Origin of the sequence: Streptomyces sp. NPDC086519 (assembly GCF_040686075.1) — a bacterium.
Lineage (GTDB): Bacteria > Actinomycetota > Actinomycetes > Streptomycetales > Streptomycetaceae > Streptomyces > Streptomyces shenzhenensis.
Map to the genome: position 1 here is coordinate 96,457 of NZ_JBFBJL010000007.1, position 17,859 is coordinate 114,315.

Annotated in this window: 16 protein-coding genes and 1 tRNA gene; 5 read left to right on the top strand and 12 right to left on the bottom strand. The window is 68.4% G+C overall.

The window, feature by feature from the left end; translation table 11 throughout:
• Positions 1-69: 69 nt before the first annotated feature.
• On the top strand, positions 70-1,263 hold the full coding sequence (locus AB0P24_RS09505) for a helix-turn-helix transcriptional regulator (protein ID WP_365792093.1): 1,194 nt from the start codon (positions 70-72) through the stop codon (positions 1,261-1,263).
• 101 nt (positions 1,264-1,364) lie between these two features.
• Positions 1,365-1,745, top strand: coding sequence for a DUF6415 family natural product biosynthesis protein (locus AB0P24_RS09510; RefSeq protein WP_365791900.1), 381 nt, complete (start codon positions 1,365-1,367; stop codon positions 1,743-1,745).
• Between the two features lie 81 nt (positions 1,746-1,826).
• On the opposite strand, the gene AB0P24_RS09515 is transcribed toward AB0P24_RS09510, so the two are convergent.
• From AB0P24_RS09515 to AB0P24_RS09560, 10 genes are all read right to left on the bottom strand, one after another.
• Complete coding sequence (locus tag AB0P24_RS09515; RefSeq protein WP_365791902.1) at positions 1,827-2,195, bottom strand: hypothetical protein; 369 nt, start codon at positions 2,193-2,195, stop codon at positions 1,827-1,829.
• A gap of 215 nt (positions 2,196-2,410) precedes the next feature.
• Entirely contained in the window at positions 2,411-6,715 is a 4,305-nt protein-coding gene (locus AB0P24_RS09520) for a phage tail tape measure protein (protein ID WP_365791904.1), read from the bottom strand.
• A 303-nt stretch (positions 6,716-7,018) separates the two neighbouring features.
• On the bottom strand, positions 7,019-8,443 hold the full coding sequence (locus tag AB0P24_RS09525; protein ID WP_365791906.1) for a phage major capsid protein: 1,425 nt from the start codon (positions 8,441-8,443) through the stop codon (positions 7,019-7,021).
• Between the two features lie 817 nt (positions 8,444-9,260).
• A complete protein-coding gene (locus tag AB0P24_RS09530) occupies positions 9,261-9,635 on the bottom strand; it encodes a hypothetical protein (protein ID WP_365791908.1) in 375 nt (124 codons plus the stop codon).
• A 582-nt stretch (positions 9,636-10,217) separates the two neighbouring features.
• Complete coding sequence (locus AB0P24_RS09535; protein WP_365791910.1) at positions 10,218-10,502, bottom strand: hypothetical protein; 285 nt, start codon at positions 10,500-10,502, stop codon at positions 10,218-10,220.
• Between the two features lie 76 nt (positions 10,503-10,578).
• Complete coding sequence (locus tag AB0P24_RS09540; protein ID WP_365791912.1) at positions 10,579-10,887, bottom strand: hypothetical protein; 309 nt, start codon at positions 10,885-10,887, stop codon at positions 10,579-10,581.
• Between the two features lie 228 nt (positions 10,888-11,115).
• Positions 11,116-12,246, bottom strand: coding sequence for an AAA family ATPase (locus AB0P24_RS09545; RefSeq protein WP_365791914.1), 1,131 nt, complete (start codon positions 12,244-12,246; stop codon positions 11,116-11,118).
• On the bottom strand, positions 12,243-13,112 hold the full coding sequence (locus AB0P24_RS09550; protein ID WP_365791916.1) for a bifunctional DNA primase/polymerase: 870 nt from the start codon (positions 13,110-13,112) through the stop codon (positions 12,243-12,245). The genes AB0P24_RS09545 and AB0P24_RS09550 overlap by 4 nt, the downstream gene beginning before the upstream one ends.
• Positions 13,109-13,453 carry a hypothetical protein gene (locus AB0P24_RS09555; RefSeq protein WP_365791918.1) on the bottom strand — a complete coding sequence of 115 codons (345 nt, stop codon included), beginning with the start codon at positions 13,451-13,453 and terminating at the stop codon, positions 13,109-13,111. Before AB0P24_RS09555 ends, AB0P24_RS09550 begins: the two co-directional genes overlap by 4 nt.
• Entirely contained in the window at positions 13,450-13,680 is a 231-nt protein-coding gene (locus tag AB0P24_RS09560) for a DNA-binding protein (RefSeq protein ID WP_365791920.1), read from the bottom strand. The genes AB0P24_RS09555 and AB0P24_RS09560 overlap by 4 nt, the downstream gene beginning before the upstream one ends.
• A 59-nt stretch (positions 13,681-13,739) precedes the next feature.
• Between AB0P24_RS09560 and AB0P24_RS09565 the strand changes: the two genes are divergently transcribed.
• Genes AB0P24_RS09565 through AB0P24_RS09575 form a run of 3 tightly spaced genes read left to right on the top strand, consistent with a single transcriptional unit; the run spans position 13,740 to position 15,952 of the window.
• The gene (locus tag AB0P24_RS09565) at positions 13,740-14,375 is read left to right on the top strand and encodes a helix-turn-helix transcriptional regulator (RefSeq protein ID WP_365791922.1); all 636 of its coding nucleotides are present in this window, start codon (positions 13,740-13,742) and stop codon (positions 14,373-14,375) included.
• Entirely contained in the window at positions 14,368-14,772 is a 405-nt protein-coding gene (locus AB0P24_RS09570; protein WP_365791924.1) for a helix-turn-helix transcriptional regulator, read from the top strand. The genes AB0P24_RS09565 and AB0P24_RS09570 overlap by 8 nt, the downstream gene beginning before the upstream one ends.
• Complete coding sequence (locus AB0P24_RS09575) at positions 14,753-15,952, top strand: tyrosine-type recombinase/integrase (protein ID WP_365791926.1); 1,200 nt, start codon at positions 14,753-14,755, stop codon at positions 15,950-15,952. The genes AB0P24_RS09570 and AB0P24_RS09575 overlap by 20 nt, the downstream gene beginning before the upstream one ends.
• A 97-nt stretch (positions 15,953-16,049) precedes the next feature.
• On the opposite strand, the gene AB0P24_RS09580 is transcribed toward AB0P24_RS09575, so the two are convergent.
• Positions 16,050-16,123: transfer RNA gene (locus AB0P24_RS09580), tRNA-Thr, on the bottom strand.
• A gap of 106 nt (positions 16,124-16,229) precedes the next feature.
• A complete protein-coding gene (locus tag AB0P24_RS09585) occupies positions 16,230-17,786 on the bottom strand; it encodes an alpha/beta hydrolase (protein ID WP_365791928.1) in 1,557 nt (518 codons plus the stop codon).
• Positions 17,787-17,859 lie beyond the last annotated feature (73 nt).

The window sequence follows — 17,859 nt, forward strand, 5'->3', positions numbered from 1 at the left end:
GCAAGGCCCGTGACGTCTCAAGATGCTACCCCCGACCCGTTCGCCGAACCGGTGGTGTTCGGACAACGCATGCAGATCCTCCGCCAGCGCCGCGGCATGAGCCGAACCGTCCTCGCCGGCTTCCTCAACAAGTCGCCGTCGTGGGTCAAGCAGGTTGAGGGCGGACAGATCCAGGTACCGAAACTCCCGATGATTCTGCGCATTGCGGAAGCCCTTCGCGTCCGCGACCTCGCCGACCTGACCGGCGACCAGTCCATGCACGTCGACCTGTTCGTCGGCCCCGGGCATCCGTGCCTGCCCGCAGTGCGTGCGGCTGTCGACGCGTTCCCGCTCGCCGCCGACCGGCAGGCGCCCCCGGCCGAGCACCTTCAGCACCGGCTGGCACGGGCATGGGCGGCCCGGCACTCGGCACCCAACCACCGGGAGGTCATCGGCCGGCTGCTGCCCGACCTGATCCGGGATGCTCAACTCGCCGTGAGGCAGGCCGATACCGGCACGGAACGGCGTGCCGCGCAAGCGGTGCTGTCCGAGGTGTACAGCCTGAGTCAGTTCTTCGTGGCCTACCAGCCGGATTCGGCGCTGCTGTGGAGGGTCGCCGAGCGGGGCATGGTCGCCGCGCAGGAGTCCGAGGACCCGCACGCCATCGGTGTGGCCGCGTGGCTGGCAGCGCAGGCCCACCGCGACAGCGGGCCCGCGCACTTCGATGCCGCCGACACGGTCACCAGAGAGGCGCTGCGCTACCTCGACACCCGGCTGCCTGATGGCGACGAGAGGGTGCGGGCCATCGCCGGGGCCCTGCAGTTCGAGGCCGGGTACACGGCCGCACGCCGCGGGGAGACCGGTACCGCCTGGTCGTGGTGGGACAAGGCCGAGAGGACGGCGCAGCAGCTGCCCGCCGACTACTACCACCCCATCACCTCGTTCTCCCGGGCCATCATGGGCGCGCACGCGGTCACCGTGGCTGTGGAGTTGCGGGCCGGCGGCGAGTCGGTGCGGCAGGCGGCACGGGCGGACGCGGTCACGATCCCCTCACGGCCGCGCCGGGCCCGGCATCGCATCGAGGAGGCCCGCGGCTACCAGCTGGACAACCAACCGGACGTGGCGCTGGCGACGCTGGCGAAGGCGCACGAGGCCGCGCCGGAGACGATCCGCTACAACGGGTACGCCCGCAGGATCGTGCTGGAGGAGACGGAAGCCAAGCAGCCGGAACGGCGCCGTCGGGCGTCCGAACTCGCGGTGAAACTCGGCCTGCTGGCCGCGTAGCCGGTCGTACAGGTGAGCGAGGGGCAGGAATCCTGCCCCTTCCAGCTGTCCGGCGCTCCTACCGTCGGTGACTCGACGATCACTGACATCGGGGAGCCTTGATGACCGGTCCCAAGACAGCTGACGGCACGGCAGAGCTCGACCAGCTGCCGCCGGACATCGCCACGATGGTGGCCACCGCGGATCGGCTGCTCGCCCTCGACGCGAAACCGATCGGCGCCGACGACCTGGACACGTTACGGCTGACGCTGCGCGGCCAGATCGAGCTGATGATTCCTCTGGTCGAGCAGCAGGCCGGCCGGTTCCCGAAGGGCGACGTCTCCCGGGAGTGCGCGCTCGCCTGCACGAGAGAGGCCCAGACGCGTCTAGGGCTCGGGGTCGGCGGGAACAGCCCGGTACGCATGTCCGTCGCCATGAAACTGGCCCGCTCCGTCGTTGCCCTGTGCCACCACTACCAGAGCCTCGGCGGCACCCCCAGCTAGCGTCGGCCCCTGTCCCCCGTAGGGGCGGACGCACAGAAAACCCGGCCGGACGCCGATCCGGCCGGGGCTTCGCCATGTCTGCTAGCTCACCGGCGGCAGGTCCTCGGGGAGCACAGGCATACCGAAGGCGTGCACCCGCCAGTAGCCGTCCGCGGGCCGCCACTGCATCGTGATGATCCGGGCGTCACCGATGGATACCCAGCCGTCGGCCCGTTCCGCCTCGCGCTCCGGGTCGTCCATGTGCACCATCTTGGCGTACCGGACGTTGGGTTCACCCGTAGCGGGCGGGTCGGCCCGTGTCGCAAGGCCGCGTTCACCGATGGCGTCCCGGGCGGCCGTGAAGTCGCCAAAGGCCTCCCACGACTCGGGCGTGCACAGCTTGCGCAGCGACTCGACGTCCGGCCCGTCGTCGTGGAGCAGGGAGCCGACGAAGGCGAACGCGGTAGCCATCGGGTTCCGGGGGTCCGCGAGGTCCCCGGCGTCCGCTACGGCCGCTTCTTCGCTGTCGGGGACCATGCCGGCGCCGCTTGGCCGATCGTCTTCAGGTAGTTCTCTCATGACCCCAGTGTTCTGGGTGGATCGCCTTGCTGTACGACAATCTGCGGGAACGGACTGCCAAGGGGGGGCGGCGATCTGCCATACCCCTCGGCCTCCCCGGTGCGGTGTCACCCGTTCCTCCTCCCCACCTTCGCCCGGTAGGCGGTGCTGGCCTCCGACGCCTTGATCTTCGGCTTGACCTGGACGTCGATGAGGTCGCGGAGCCGGTCGTCGTTGAAGTGGACGTGGACTTCGCTGCCAGAGGCCTCGATTGCCGCGGCGAGCCGCGACCAGAGCTCTTCCTGGTCGGCGCCTGTCCGGCCGCTGGTGGCGGTCGGGACGTAGCGGCGGCGCATGGACACGCCGGTGGCGGTGTCGGCGAGGCGTTGGGTTGCGGCGCCGACGAGGTGGCTGTGCATGTCTATGCCGTGGGCCATGCCGAGGACGACGTTCTTGCCGACCTCGTCACGGAACACCTGGCTCGGGCTTTTGATCTTCAGGGCCTTCTTGATCTGCTTGACCAAGTCGGTGGCCAGCTTCGCCATCTGCTTACCGAGGGCCTTCTCCTGCCCCTTCAGTCCGGCGAGGAATCCCTTCCCGGCGTCCTTGCCGCTGTCGTACATCAGGTCGGCCATGTCCTTGCCGAAGCCGGTCGCGAGCTTTCCGCCGGAGGCCATCAGCTTGTTCAGCTTGGCGATGTCCTGGGTGGTGACGGACTTGTCCCCGAGGATGGTTGCGAGCTGGCTGCCCGGCCCGGCCGCCGCGAGCTGCTCGATCAGAGCCTTGCTCGCTCCGCGCGCCTTCAGGCTCTTGGACAGCTTGACGAAGTCCGAGGCGGTCTTCTGCTGCGTCTGCTGCTGCGAGATCAGGTCGCCGACGCTGGTCGCGGACGTCCCCGAGATGCTGAGGAAGTCGTTGATGTTCCCAGCCTGATCAGCCGCGTACTGGTTGGCCGCAGCGATCGTCTTCTGGATCGATGCCCGCTTGTCGGCGAGCGATTCGAGCCGGGCCCCCTTCTTCTGGATCGACGCCGCGGTCTTGGTGTAGCCGGCGTTCAGGAGCTTCGTCGCCAGCGACTTGACCGCTGATGCGATCGCCGACGACGTGCCGGTGCTCAACGTCTTGAGGAGCCCCGTCGCGATCGTGTTCGAGATGCTCGTCTTCGCCGAACGCTGGGCGTTCCGCAGCGAGATCTCGGCGGCCTTCAGCTCCTTCTCGGCAGCCTGGAGGCGCTTCTCAGCCGCGGCGACACCCTTGTGTCGGCGTTTGGCGTTCGCGACGGCGTCCTTGGCGTCCTCGACGCGCTGCTTGTCGCGGTGCACCCGGTCGGCGGCGTTGAGGATCGTGCCGGACGCGTACCCGGGCAGCTTGATGCCGGACTGCTTCGCCATCGCCATGGAGTCGGCATGGTTGAAGATGCGGGTGCCCTTCGGGGTGACCTGCATCAGCTCGGCGCCCCGCTCGCCGACCCACGCCGTCTCCCCGAACTGCGCGAGACCGCCCTTGGCGTACCAGCCGAACTTGTTCTCGTGGGCCCATGCCGCCGTCGGCGACCCGTACCGGGACTTGATGTAGCCGAGTCCCCAACGGATCTGCGTGTCCGCGTTCGTCCGCCAGTCGGAGCCGGCCGACGCCATCTTCGACGCCGGAAGAGCCTGCGGGATGCCGTAGGCGCCGGACGTCGGGTTGGTGGCCTTGTAGTTCCAGCCGGACTCCCGCGTCCACAGAGCCTTCAGCGCGGGCCATTCCGCGGACCCCCAGCCCTTCGCCTTCATCGCCAGCTGCGCGAACTGCTGCGCGGCCCCCGACACCGACGAGTTGCCCAGGCCGATGCTGGACGCGATGCCCTTCACCGTCCCGGCCACCGTGTCGCCGACCTTGTACACGAAGTCGCCGACGCCCTTGAACCCGAACTTCAATCCGGACAGCAGGCCGTGCATCAGGGCGACACCCGCCGGGTGCAGCAGCTTCCGGTCGAGGGAGATCGGGCCCTTGTGCGCCTTGATCCAGCCCGCGATCCCCGACACCCACTTCTTCAGGGTCTTCCAAGGCTGCTGCAGGCCGTCCATCAGGCCGTTCGTGACGTCCTTCCCCTTGCTGTACAGCCAGGATCCAGCGGTACGGAACGCGCCCACGACAGGCGTCTTCACGTGCGACGTGAACCAGCTGCCGATGCCCTTCACGGCCGCGACGACACCATTGCGGAGACCGGAGATCAGGTTCCCGCCGATCGTGGCGAACACCTTCGACGGGCTGGCGATCCCGAACCCCGACTTCACCCACTTGACGACGGGGTCGACCAGGTGCGACTTCATCCAGCTGCCGATGTCCTTCAGTCGCGACCAGGCCCCGCTGATCAGTGACTTCGCCAGATTGAGGCCGATCTGGTAGAGGCTGAACCGGCCGAACGCCTTCCACGCCGCAGCAATGAACTTCCTACCCGCACCCGGCAAGGCTTCCAGCAGGCTCGTCGACAGCCGGGAGATCGCCTGGCTGCCCCTACTCGCCAGCTCCAGCCCGAGGACACCGAGACGGATCGGCAGCAAGGCGAGTTCCCGCGCGAACCATGCGGCGATCTTCGGGAAGTGCTCTGCGAACGACGCGATGAACTTGAGTGCGAGCTTCGCCACGAACTCGTTGATCTTCAGGAGGATCGGGCCGGCCGCTTCCGCCAGCTTCTCCGAGAACGGGATCAGCTTCCCCCAAGGGAGCCTCGACAGGGCCTCACCGAACTTGCCCCACGGCACCTTCTCGCCGAGCTTGCCGATGACGCCGCCGAGCCTGCCCATCGGTACGACCGAGATGGCCGCGAGGATCGTGTCCAGCCAGTGCTTCTTCCAGAAGTCGGCGTGGAACATGGGCTCGAAGAGGTTGTCGACGAACCCGATCGCGAGGGGCAGGGCGATCACGCCGAGGGTCTTGCCGACGTTGACCCAGTCGATCTTTCCGATAGCGTCGCCGAGCTTCTTCGACAGGTCGGCACCGTGGGACACCAGCCACTGGAAGGCCTGCCCGAGGCCGTCGCCGAGGGTCTTGCCCAGGCTGCTCCAGTCGATGTCCTTGAAGCCGCCCGCGATCGCGTCGTGGATCGTCTTCCCGAGGCCTGCCGCGGCGGAGGTGGGCGCCTTCGGCAGCTGGACGGTGTCCGGGGCCTTCAGCAACGGCGTCGGCAGTTTCTGCTGCTTCGGGCCCTTCAGCCCGCTGAGGAAGTCCGAGACCGCGGTCTTCGCGTCACTGATGCTCTTCTTGATTTTGTCGACCGGGATCAGGTCCTCGACCGTCTTCCCGAACTTGGCAGCCTGGGGCATCGCCGTGGTGGCCAGGTAGTGCACGAAGTCGGTGACGTAGGGCAGTACCTTCGTGCCGACCCGGATGCCCATCACCTCCAAGTTGGAGGTGAGCAACTTCCACTGCGCTTCGGCGGTCTTCCGCTGCTGCTTCACGGCGTCGTCGAACTTCGCCGTGCTCTTGTTGATCTGCTCCTGCTTGCGCTCCAACACGTCCAGGTTGTTGAGCAAGAGGAGGATGCCCGAGCTGGACCGGCCGCCACCGAACGCCCGGGACAGCAGCTGGGACTGCCTCGACGCGGACAGGCCGCTCTTGTCGAGATGATCCTTCAGCAGCGAGATCGCGCCGATGAGGCCCTTCGGGCCGCGCATCGCCTCGGCGAGGTCCAGGCCGGTCAATCCGATCTTTTTCAACTGCTTCTCAGCCGCACCCGACGGAGCCCCGAGCAGACTGAAGGACATCCGCAGCCGGGTGGCCGCGGACGCCGAGTCAATGCCCTCATCCGTCATCAGGGCGAGAGCGGCGCCGACCTGTTTCATCGACAGGCCGAAGGTCTTCGCCGACGGCAGGATGCCGGTGCCGATGGCTGCGTTGAACTGGTCCATCGACATGTTGCCGGCGCCGATGATGGCGTTGACGGTTGAGACGGCCTCGTGGAACGAGGTGGCGCCCTTGATGCCGGTACGCCAGGCGCCCGCGAGTGCGTTGGTGGTCTCTTCCAGGTTGGCGTGACCGACCGCGGCGAGGTCGCTGGCTTCCTTCAGCGCCTTCATCGCGCTGACGTTGTCCATGCCCACCGACTTCAGGTGGTACAGCGACTCGGCGAGCGCCTGCGGGCCCTGCTGGGTCGTCGTACCCAGCTTCAGCACCTGATCCGACAGGACTTTGACGTCCTTGGTGGTAGCGCCAGCCTGGGTGGAGATGCGGGTCATCGAGCTCTGGAACTCGACCGCGACCTTCGTACCCTCCACCAAACCAGCGGCCAGGCCAACCGCTACCGCCTCGCCCGCGATCCGTGCGGTCTTCCCGAGCTTCGCGAGCGTCGAATCCGTGCGCCCGGCGGCACGCGACACTCCGAGGAACGTCCGCGACGCCGCATCACGGGCGATGATGTCGTACCGGATGCCGGTACTGGCAAAGGCCATGTCGCCTCACTTGGAAGAGGGGTGTGGGGCGGGTGCAGGTATCCGCTCGCCGAGAACAGCGGGTCATGGCGGTCCTTACGCATCCGGTGCGCTTGACACCCGCCCAAGCGCCGGCCGAAAGGAAGACGGAACGGCCGGCGCAGCTGGTGGGCCGGCCGAAGATCCTGCCCTGGAGAGGAGACCTTCGGCCGGCCAGGGCCGCGCCAGGACGCGGCCAACGGGGAGGCGCTGCCGCCGGACCCGTAACCGGGTGGCACTCCAGCAGCTCGGGGGTCATCACTCCCCGACACCTCAACCCGCAGCTCAGAAGCTTGGACTGACCAAGCCGGAACCCGACACCTCGACCACGCTCTGCGGATAGCGGCCAGCGGTGAAGGCCAGATAGCCGTAGCACTGGAGTCGGACAGTCAGGTTGCCGGAGCCGACGTCCGGGAGCACGCGGGAGCGGATGCCCGACTCGAACAGGAGCAGATCCGATGCCCTGATGACGTGGACGACGTCCTCGTTCGTGCCGGCGCCGAGGGTGGTCGGCATCGACGGGTCGGTCACGACCGGCAGGCCGTGGAGGCTGCCGACGACCTGCTGCGCGCCGACCACGCCGAGCGTGGCGACCGCGTTCTGCGGGTTCCCCGAGTCCGGGACGACCAGCGGACGCCCGTTGGAGTCCGAGGCCGCGAGGAAGTACGCCCACCGCCGCGGGTGCATCACGATCGCCGTGGGCGGCATGAACCGGAGCGTGTGGATACGCTGCACCGCGTCCGCGATCTTGCTGTACAGCTGGGCCACGGTCGGCGTCGCCGACGTGTACGTGATCGTCGTGATGCCGGACGTGCCACGGACACCGGTCACCTGACCGGAGCTGCCGCTGCCGGAGATGACCTGCAGGTCGAGCTTCGTCGCGTAGTCCGCGACCAGGTCACGGAACACGATCTCGTCGAACGAGATCGGCGACTGGTCGAGGAGCTGCACGGCCACGTCCTGCTGGCCGGCGATCGTGCGCACCGGGGCCGTCACCGACGTGTCGGCGAGGTCGGTCTCCTGAACGGCCGCGTTGTCCGCGGTCTGGATCGCGGTGGCGGTGCCGGTGGCGACCTTCGGGATGTTGATGCTGTCGGTGCCGGGCGGCAGCGGCTGCGAGTTGACCAGGTTCGCGTAAGCGCGGCCCGCACGGGCGAGCTCGACGTACTGCGACATGAGCCACAGCGGCGGCACCGCATAGCCACCGGACCCGTCGGTACGCGACAGGTCGCGGTACTCGGGGCTCGCCGCGGCCTCGGCGACGTCCTGCGCATGCCGGCGCAGCCGCTCGATCGACTCACCGTTCGCGTCCATGTTCAGCTGCAGGCGCATCAGATCCTGCAGGTACGACCGGCCGTTGCCCCGGTCGTAGGTACGGCCCTCACGGACCGACTCCACGCGGGCGCTGGCCCGCTTCACCGCTGCCGCGCCGACCGTGAGCGTTTGCGACCGCTCCGCCTCGTCGGACAGCTCGGTGATGCGCTCGTCGAGACGCTTCAGGTCCTCGTCGAGCCGCTTGACGTAGCTGGTGAGCTCGCGGAACTCGGCATCCTCTTCCGGATGCAGGTAGTCGCGGTGCTCTTCGTCGGCGAGAGCTGTGATGGCGGCGCGCCTGGCAATGACCGTCTCACGGTCCTTCGCGGTCTGCTCGCGCTTGGCGACCAGCCGCTTGAACATCGCGGACGTCTGCGGGTTGGACTGGGCAGACACAGAAAACCCCTGGTGGGTGCACGCATCGGCGTACCCAGTGCCAGGGCTTCGCGGCGATAGCTGATTGACGTGGAGTCGACCAGTGCCAGGTCTAGCTTCAACATCCGTGCGGCCAGTGCCAGGCCTGCCAGCAGCCCCCAGTGACAGGGGACATGCTCGAATGGAGCTGAGATCACGGTACGCCGAAACGCGCTAGCAGGGAAGCGCTACAAGCGGCCCACCGGCACCGACGTGAACCGGACTCCGCAAGGATCATGCGACCACACCACGCTCTCCCCGTAGCCGCCCGAACCCGACCGCAACGCCTGCCCTGCCAGCAGTGGCTGCCCGCAGTCGTAGCAGGCCGTACCAGGAGCCGGAGGAACCACAGGAACGGCGCCACGGGACACAACGGGACGCTGGCCCCTCTTACGCATCCGATTCCGCAGCTTCGCCCCAGCCGACCGATTACAGGAAGCATGCGACAGCCGGCGCGGACCACCCCGCCCGCCCTCCGCGAGCGGCACCTCATGGTCGAAGTCGAGATCCTGCTCCGGGTACATCGGACGCGAGCAGAACGGACACAAATCCCCAGGTGACAATGCCTGCAAGGCCCTTGCGCGAGCCGCCTGATGTTCGGCACCATAGCCACGGCGGGTGGTTGAAGAACCCCCAGGATCCTTCCGGTATCTCCCAGCCGTCATCTCGAAGCCTTTCGCTCGAATTCGGGCCCCCTAGTTGATCAAGGGGGCCCTTGGTGTTTTTTGCGGGGGGATAAATGAAATGACTGGGGGCGGGGTCATGGCGCTCAAGATCAAAAAACCCGGATCGGCAGCGATCATGCCTCTGACCTGCGGTTTTGCCCGTCGTGGGCGTGTTCGCAGGTCGGTCGGTGGTCGATGGCGATGGTGACGTGCCTGCGGTCGTCGGTGCCCAGCTCGGCGGGCCCTCCGCACTCGGGGCAGCGTGGGTCGACGGCGATGCTGGCGACGGCCGCGAGGATCTCCGCCCCGGTGGTGTCGACGTTGACGTTGCGGCGCTGGCTCGTCGGCCTGGTGTCGGTCTTGCGGACACGTCGGGGTCGAGCTCCGGTTGCCCCGATCCATCGGGCGCGTGCCATCAGTTCGGCTTGTCCGCGCTGCTCGGCGGCTTCCTGCTGCTGGTGCCGTGCCAGTCGTCCGCTCTGCTCGCCCTGGGGATGCTGCTCGGTCATGCTGCTGTCTCCTCTGGTAGTTCGAGGTGGGGGCACTGCCCGCCGTGTACGTCACCGCACGGGGGCTGTCGTCGGGTGCGGCAGAGCCAGGCTCCGCAGCCGCGGACACACGGCCGGCCCTTGCCGGATCGGAGGGGCCCGTCGCACACAGCGCAGCGCCGCGGTGCGCGCTTCACGTCGCGGCCCCGTCTGCGGCTCCCGCCGTGGGAGTCGCAACCGTGCCCGTGTCGGTCACTGATGAGACTGTCGAGCTGACAGGCTCATCTGCGTTGCTGTCTGCGCTACGCAGGTCGGGACCCGTGTCGTTTGCCAGGTCCTTGCGGGGCCTGGCAACCGTGTCGGATTCCCCACGACTGGCCTCAGCTATGGGGCTCTGCCCCATACCTGCGTGGCCTGCCGCCCCATGCAGGTCGGTAGCTTCCCGCTGCTGGGAGGCTTGGCGGGCCAGCTTGGCGGCGTGCCGTCGTGCGAGGCCGGCGCGGCGGGCGGCGGCCAGTTCGGCGCGCTGCCGCAGCATGTCCTGCTCCCGGCGCTTCGCCGCGGCTATGCGGGCCCGCACTTGCTGCTCGACGTGCGACTCGCTCATGCCACGTCACCCCGCGGCGCTTCACTGATGGGGAGGTGGGCGCCTCGGCCCGGCCGCTGTAGCCATCGCTGTGGAACCCACGTCGGGATGCAGTCAGGGCAGACGTCGGACGCTCCAGTGCCCTGGCTGCCGTCCTTCTTGACGGTGGCGGGGAACCGCCAGCCGTCGATGTATGCGGCGATGCGGGCCTCTTGAGCCGAGTTGTGGCCGTGGGGCTCGCCGTGCCGCTTCTGGCAGCCGTCACATACGAGGACGAGGCGGGAGAAGGTGAGGGCGCTCATACCGGTGGCTCCTGGTTTGGGATGCTGGGTGGGTGGTCGGGCCCGATATCCGCGGGCCCGGCCGTTGTCGTGCGGGTCAGGCGGTGGCGGCGGCCTGGGCGAGGAACTTGGCGCGCGTGGCGGGGTCCTGGAGCTTGCGGGCGTCGGCCACCCACAGGTCATGCATCCGCGGGGCGCCGTCCTGGTGGTCGGCGCACAGCGTGACCCGGTAGGTGCTGCGTTCGGCGGGCCGCTGCTGGTCGATGGTGTTGCGGACGGCGATGGCGCCGGGCTTGCCGCAGCTGTCGTTCCCCTGGCTGCAGGTGCCTTCGTCGGTGGGGATGGTCTGCACGATGAACCTGGTGTCGCGTTCGTCGCCCAGGGCGATGACGGTGGATGCGGTCATGTCAGTGACTCCTTGTCTGTGGTGGCCGTCGGAGACGGGCATTGGCGGGTAGCTCAGTGGGGGTTCCGGTCGGGGGCTGTCCCACCTGTCCCCTCCCTAAAGGAGGAGGGGGGAGGGGACAGGTGTGCCGACTTGCCCTGTCCCCGACCTGTCCCCGACCTGTCCGGGACAGGCCTGACCTGGGGTTTCTCGAAAACCTGTCCCGTCATTGGGGACAGGTGAGATGTCCTATTCATCCTGTCCCGTCCCCTCGACGTCCGGGGACAGGTTTGGGGACAGGTGATTTGCCCGATTCCGCCTGTACTCGATGACCTCCTTGAGCAGGTCGTTGCGGGCCTGAATGCCGAGGGCACTGCACTTGTGACGCAGACGGTCACGCCCCCAGTCCACGGGCACATCGGCCTTGTCGAGTGCTGCGGCGATCTCCTCGACGCGCCCCTGCTGGCCGGTGCGGGCCTGCGGCTGCGAGACCGGGTCGAGCGGCACCAGGACGACGGATGTCAGGGGGCTGCCGTCCTCCTTGGCCTCCCCGTTCAGGGCGATCTGGTGCAGCCCGAAGACGACGTCGCCGAGCTCTTCGTCGTCCTTCTGCTTGCCGGTCTTGAGCGTGATAGTGGTGTCGAGCAGGGTGGTGCCCTTGCGCTCGACTCCCAACTCGGTCTGTAGCGCGCCCTTCACGGCGGTGGCGCCGCGCCCGCGGTCGCCGTCGTGGCCGGTGTGGTGGACCAGCAGCACGCACGCCTCGGATGCCGCGCGCAGCTGTTCCATGCGGTCGACGACGCGGCCCATCTCGGTGTTGGAGTTCTCCTCGATGCCGACGGTGACGCGGGCCTGTGTGTCGATGACGACCAGGGCGGGCTTCCGGCGCTTGCAGAGCTCGATGAGCACCAGCCATTCGAGGTCCATCGCCTGCACCGGGCGGGGCAGGAAGTAGACGCCAGTCATCTTGCGGCCGTGATGCTGCTCCCACGCGCGCACCCGCTTGCGGATGCCCCTGATGCCTTCGGCTACCAGGTAGATGACTGGCCCCTGGGTCACGGCCTGGCCGTGCCAGGCCATTCCGGTTCCGACGCAGCCGGCGAAGTCGAGCGTCATGAACGACTTGAAGGTGCCGGACGCCCCGTAGACACGGGCGAGGGTGTCCCGGTACAGGACGTCCGCGATGACGGGTTCGAGCGGTTCGATGCTGTCGAGTGCTGCGGCGTCGAGGAGTTCGGCCTCCAGTTGGTCGACGCGCTTCGCGAAGTATTCCTCCGACGAGACACCCACGGTGCGGGGACCGGGCGCCGCGTTCTCGCCTGCCCACGGGTCATCGTCGGGGGGCTGCTCCCGCAGGTAGGTGACGGTCGGTTCGTTCATGCCGCGACTCCTCGTCCGGCGGAGGCGACGGTGCGGCGCGCTTCGGCTTCGCCGAGTCCGACCTGCACGGCCGCCGAGATCAGCTCAGCCTCGACGTCACCGGCCGCGAGATGTCCGTCTCTCACGTGCTCCCACGCTTTCGCGGCAGCCCAGTACAGGCGGTCGTTGCGCGTGCCTTGGGCTGCGCTGAGGACGACTCCGACGAGCCCGTTGAGGGCCCGCCCGCCAGCGCCTGGCGCGGGGGTGGTGTAGCGCTGGGGGCGGGGGCTTGGGGGCGGTGGCAGCATCAGCGCGAGCAGCTGCTCGGGGATCGGCTGCGGTTTGATGTAACCGGTCTTGGGGTGCAGGGTGTAGGTGCCTTTGCGGCCGATCGAGCCGGGGCCGACGAGGTATCCGCGGCTGCTGCGGACGTCGATGCCGGGCCCGACGCGGCCGACGGAGTTGGGAACGATCGTCCCGTCGGGCACGGCCAGCCACAGGTGGAAGCCACCCGAGGGCGTGCACACTGTCGTCGTGCGGGGCACGGTGAAGCGGTGGCGGTCGGCGAGCAGGTTGAGGGTGGCGACTCCGTCGACGTCGGGCTTCCGGTCGAGGTCGAGGCCGACGAGCCGGGCGCCGCACCGGATGCCGTAGCCGACGGCCTTGGGCGCCTGGTCGAACAGCCAGTTGATGGTGTCGGGGTCGCTGGTGGCGTCGCCGACGCCGTGTCCGGGTGCTCCGCAGACGGACATGCCGGGGCAGTCGTGGCCCTTGTCGTGGGGCGACTTGATGATGGGCGTCTTGTTGATGGACAGGGGGAACACCTCGTACTGCCGTTCGGTCGCGGCGTGGAGTGCTGCGGCGCGCGCCTTGTCGTGGTTGCTCACGCGTCCGCCTCCTGGTGTGCGGCGATGATGTCGTCGGCGAGGCGTCGGATGTCGTCGGTCCAGCGGCGGGCGCAGCTGCGAATGGTGTTGTCGCTCGGCTGTTCGCTGAGGTGGGCGCGGATGCTGTCGAGGATCAGCTGCTTGCGGGCGCGTTCCCGCTGGAACTCGTTCCGGAGCTCGATCGCCTGGATGCTGACGGGCCAGCCGCCAGGGCGCCTCTCCTGCTGTGCGCGCCCGGCGGGCTGCGCTACGGTGGCGACAGACCTGCTGCCTGCCGCCGCTTGGTCTTCACGAACCCTGGGAGCTAGGGACTCCCGGGGTTCGTTGCTGTTCTGGCTCATGCGGCGCTCTGACCTCCAGAAACGGTGTGCTCGTCGAGCCACCGTTCGATTGCCGAACGCCGGTAGAAGCACTTTCCCGCGCGCCCTTCGGCGGTCTTGATGTAGTCCGGCCCCGTGCCCCTCCACCTGAGATCGGCGAGTGCCTGCCGGTTCCGGAAGATCGGGTACTGCTCGCACACCTGGGCGGGAGTCAGGACTTCATCCAAGACCCTGACAGTGCTCGCCATCGCATCTCCTTAGACCTGATCGTTGCTTACGTGCAGCGATCGTAGCTATGCTGCTACACATGACCGAGATGGTAACCGAAGTGAGCCGATATGCAAGCGGCCTGGATCTGCATAGGCTTGCCAGCATGAGCGAGCAGCAGTACGGCCGACGCGCCGTCGAGGTGGGCGACACCGGAAAGACCGTGGCCGACAACCTGGCCAGACTGCGTAAGGCCCGAGGTCTCAGCACGCGCCAGCTGTCGTCAGCCCTGGAAGCACGAGGAAGGGCCCTATCCCCGTCGGGAATCACCCGGATGGAGAAGGCGGAACGGCACGTGACCGCCGACGAGCTGGTGGCCCTGGCAATCATCTTTGGGGTTAGCCCCTCAGCACTCCTGCTCCCCTTCACCGAAAAGCCGGACACTCCGGTCGATGTCACCGGTGCTGGCCGAGTGCCGGCGCTGGCCGCATGGGAGTGGGCAGACGGCCGGACACCCCTGATGTACGAGCCTGGCCGCCACCCGGAAGATCAGTGGATGGAGTACGAGCTGTACGGCCGCCCGGTGTGGCTGCGTCCGTTGCGGGCCGGTGGCGAGCAGTACAGCGGCGAGCAGCTGCAGGCGTACCGCGAAGAGGGCAAGGTGCGCGGCTCGTTCAAGTGGGACGAGGAAGGCCGGCCGGTCTGGGTCTACCCGAGGGGGACCGCCGATGACTGAGGCGCAAACTGCTGAGCAAGCAGTTGGACGACGCATCAAGGCGCTTCGGGGTATACGTGGCTGGTCGCAGCAGCAGCTCGCCTCACGGATGTCAGTTGCCGGGTTTTCGTGGGGCCAGACCACCGTGACCAAGACGGAAAACGCGGAGCGTCCTCTCCGGGTCAACGAAGCCGTACAGCTGGCACACGTCTTCGGTGTCTCTGTTGGCGACCTTCTGGCGTCGCCAGCCGATGGCCACCAACCCGCTCTAGTGGCCGCAGCTCGTCAACGGGTCAAGGACTGCGAGCGCACTAAGGCTCACGCTGACGAGAAGCTGGCCGAGGCGTTGAGCGAGCTGAGCGAACTGCTCGCCGGAGCATGTTGGGAGGGTGACGCCGATGGCGCGAGTGTGGATTGAGGACCGCGCGAGCCACGCGGACTATCAGGCCGCGATGGAGACCTGGCAGGCAGCCAAGCGTGAGGGCAGCAAGCGGCAGCCTCCGGGCCGGTGGCGGGTGCGGTGGTACGGGCCGGACGGGAAGCCGAAGGCGAAGACGTTCGGGAAGCTGCCGCAGGCGGAAGCCGAGAAGGATGCGATCACGGCGCGGCTCGACAAGGGCTCGTACCGGGATCCGAAGTCCGGGAAGGCGGCCGTGAAGGTGGTCGCCGAGGAGTGGTACGAGTCGAAGCGGAAGATCGGCCGGACCACGAAGCGGGACTATCGGGACCTGCTCGACAACTACGTGATCCCGAAGTGGGGCGCCTGGCAGATCGCGGCGATCCAGTGGGAGGACGTGAACGCGTGGCTGACCGAGCTGGAGACGAAGCCGGGGAAGTCCGGCAAGCAGCTGGGGGCGGCCCGCATCATCAAGGCGTACCGGGTGCTGGCCATGGTGATGAAGCACGCGGTGTTCTCCAAGCGGATCGCCACCAGCCCGTGCCACGACCACGAGCTGCCGCGGCCGGACGACGAGGACGAGCACGTCTACCTCACGTACAACCAGCTGGAGCGGCTGGCAGCCGCAGCAGGTGAGTACCGGCTGTTGATCCTCACCCTCGGGTACTGCGGGATCCGGTGGGCGGAGGCGTCGGCCATCAAGGCGGGCCGGCTGTCGGTGCCGAAGCGCCGGATCCGGATCGTGCAGAACTACACCGACGTCTCCGGGCACCTCGCGCTCGGGCCGGTAAAGAATCACGAGAAGCGCTCTGTGCCGCTCCCCCGGTCGTTCGCCGACGAACTGGGCACGCTCGCCCTCGGGAAGGCCGCCGACGGGCTGCTGTTCACGGCGCAGGAGGGCGGGCCGCTGCGGTACAGCAACTTCCGTTCCCGGGTGTTCGACCCTGCGGTGAAGGAGGCCGGCCTCGGGGGCATGGGCATCACGCCGCACAAGCTGCGCCACACGGCCGCGTCCCTCGCCATCGCGGCCGGGGCTGACGTGAAGGTCGTTCAGCTGATGCTCGGGCACAAGGATGCCTCGATGACGCTGAACATCTACGGGCATCTGTTCCCGGACCGGCTGGACGAGGTCGCGGACGCACTCGACGCCGGCCGACAGGTCGCACTGGCGATGGCGGATGCGTCGCTCACCGACGCCTAGCGATCAAAACCACGTGTACTAAATGCGTACTGGCCCCCGGCAGTGATCTTGCCGGGGGCCAGTCGCGTACCGCATCTGATCTGCGGTTTCACCTCGGAGCCGCTTTCGGGATTCGAACCCGAGACCTACGCATTACGAGTGCGTTGCTCTGGCCATCTGAGCTAAAGCGGCGCGTCGCCCGCACTATGGTGCGATCAGCGACGTCGGTAAGTCTACACAGTTTCCGGGGTGCTCCGTACACGCCCCGGAGCGGCGGGCTCCGGGGCCGGTGGCAGGGCTATGAGCAGCGCTTTCCCGGTGCCGGAGGGGTGCCGTTCAGGAGGTAGGTGTTGATCGCCGAGTCGATGCAGGCGCTGCCCCGGCCGTAGGCGGTGTGGCCGTCGCCGACGTAGGTGAGGAGGCGGCCCGAGGAGAGCTGGCGGGCCAGGGACCGGGCCCACGGGTAGGGGGTCGCCGGGTCGCGGGTGGTGCCGACCACGACGATGGGGGCGGCGCCCTTCGCCTCGATCCGGTGCGGCTCCCCCGTGGCCCTCACCGGCCAGTACGTGCAGTTCAGCGACGCCCACGCCAGGTTCGGGCCGAACACCGGGGACGCCTTCTCGAACTCGGGCAGGGCCTTCTGGACCTGCTCGGGACCGGTGAAGGCCGACGGCAGGTCCAGGCAGTTCACCGCGGCGTTCGCGGACATCAGGTTCGAGTAACGGCCGTCGGCGTCCCGCTCGTAGTAGCTGTCGGAGAGCACGAGCAGACCCGCGCCGTCGTTGTCCTTGATCACCGCGTGCAGGGCGTCGCGCAACTGCTCCCACTCCGCCTGGTCGTACATCGCCGCGATCACGCCGGTCGTCGCGAGGGACTCGGTCAGCTTGCGGCCGTCCGCGTCACCGGTCGGGACGGGGTGCGCGTCCAGCTTCCGGAAGAACGTCCCGAGGTTGTCGGCGATCTGGGTCGGTGTGCTGCCCTGGGCGCCGAGCGGGCAGTCGGCGCGCTTCGCGCAGTCCCTGGCGAAGGACTGGAACGCCGTCTCGAACCCCGCCGTCTGCTCCAGGTTCAGCCGACGCGCGGACAGGGACGGGTCCATCGCGCCGTCCAGGACCATCCGGCCGACGCGCTGCGGGAACAGGCCGGCGTAGGTGGCGCCGAGCAGGGTGCCGTACGACGCCCCCACGTAGTTCAGCTTCGGGTCGCCGAGCACCGCCCGCAGGATGTCCATGTCCCGCGCCGAGTCGACGGTGGAGACATGGCGCAGCAGCTGCGCCGAGTGCGACCCGCAGGCCTCCGCGAACGTCTTGTACTCCCCGACCAGCCGGTTCGTCTCCTTCTGGTCGTCGGGGGTCATGTCGGTCTCGGTGAACGCGTCCATCTGCCGCCCGTTCAGGCACTGGACGGGCTCGCTGCGGGCGACTCCCCGCGGGTCCACGGCGACCAGGTCGTAGCGCGCCCGCACCCCGGCGGGGTAGCCGATGCCCGCGTACTGCTGGAGGTAGTCCACCGCCGAGCCGCCCGGCCCGCCCGGATTGACCAGCAGTGAACCGGGCGGCTCCGCCTTTCCTGCCGCCTTCTTCCGGGCGACCGCCAGCCGGACGTCACCCGCGCCGGGCCTGGCGTAGTCCAGCGGGGCCCGCATCGTCGCGCACTGGAATCCGGGGACACCGCACTCGCGCCAGGTGAGCTTCTGGTCGTAGTACGGCGCCAGCGCGGACGGCGTCGCGCGGGGCAGCGCGGCCAGCTCGGCGGCGTCGGCCGACGTGGCCGCCGCGGTCGACGTCGACGCGCTTCCCGAGGAGGAACAGGCGGAGGCGAGCAGGGCGGCGGCCGAGAGCAGGGCCGCCGCCATGGCACGGGTCCGGGCCCGGGGCTGGTGCCGAATTGGGGTCCGGTGGGGGATTCGCCTGATGTGCATCAATCGA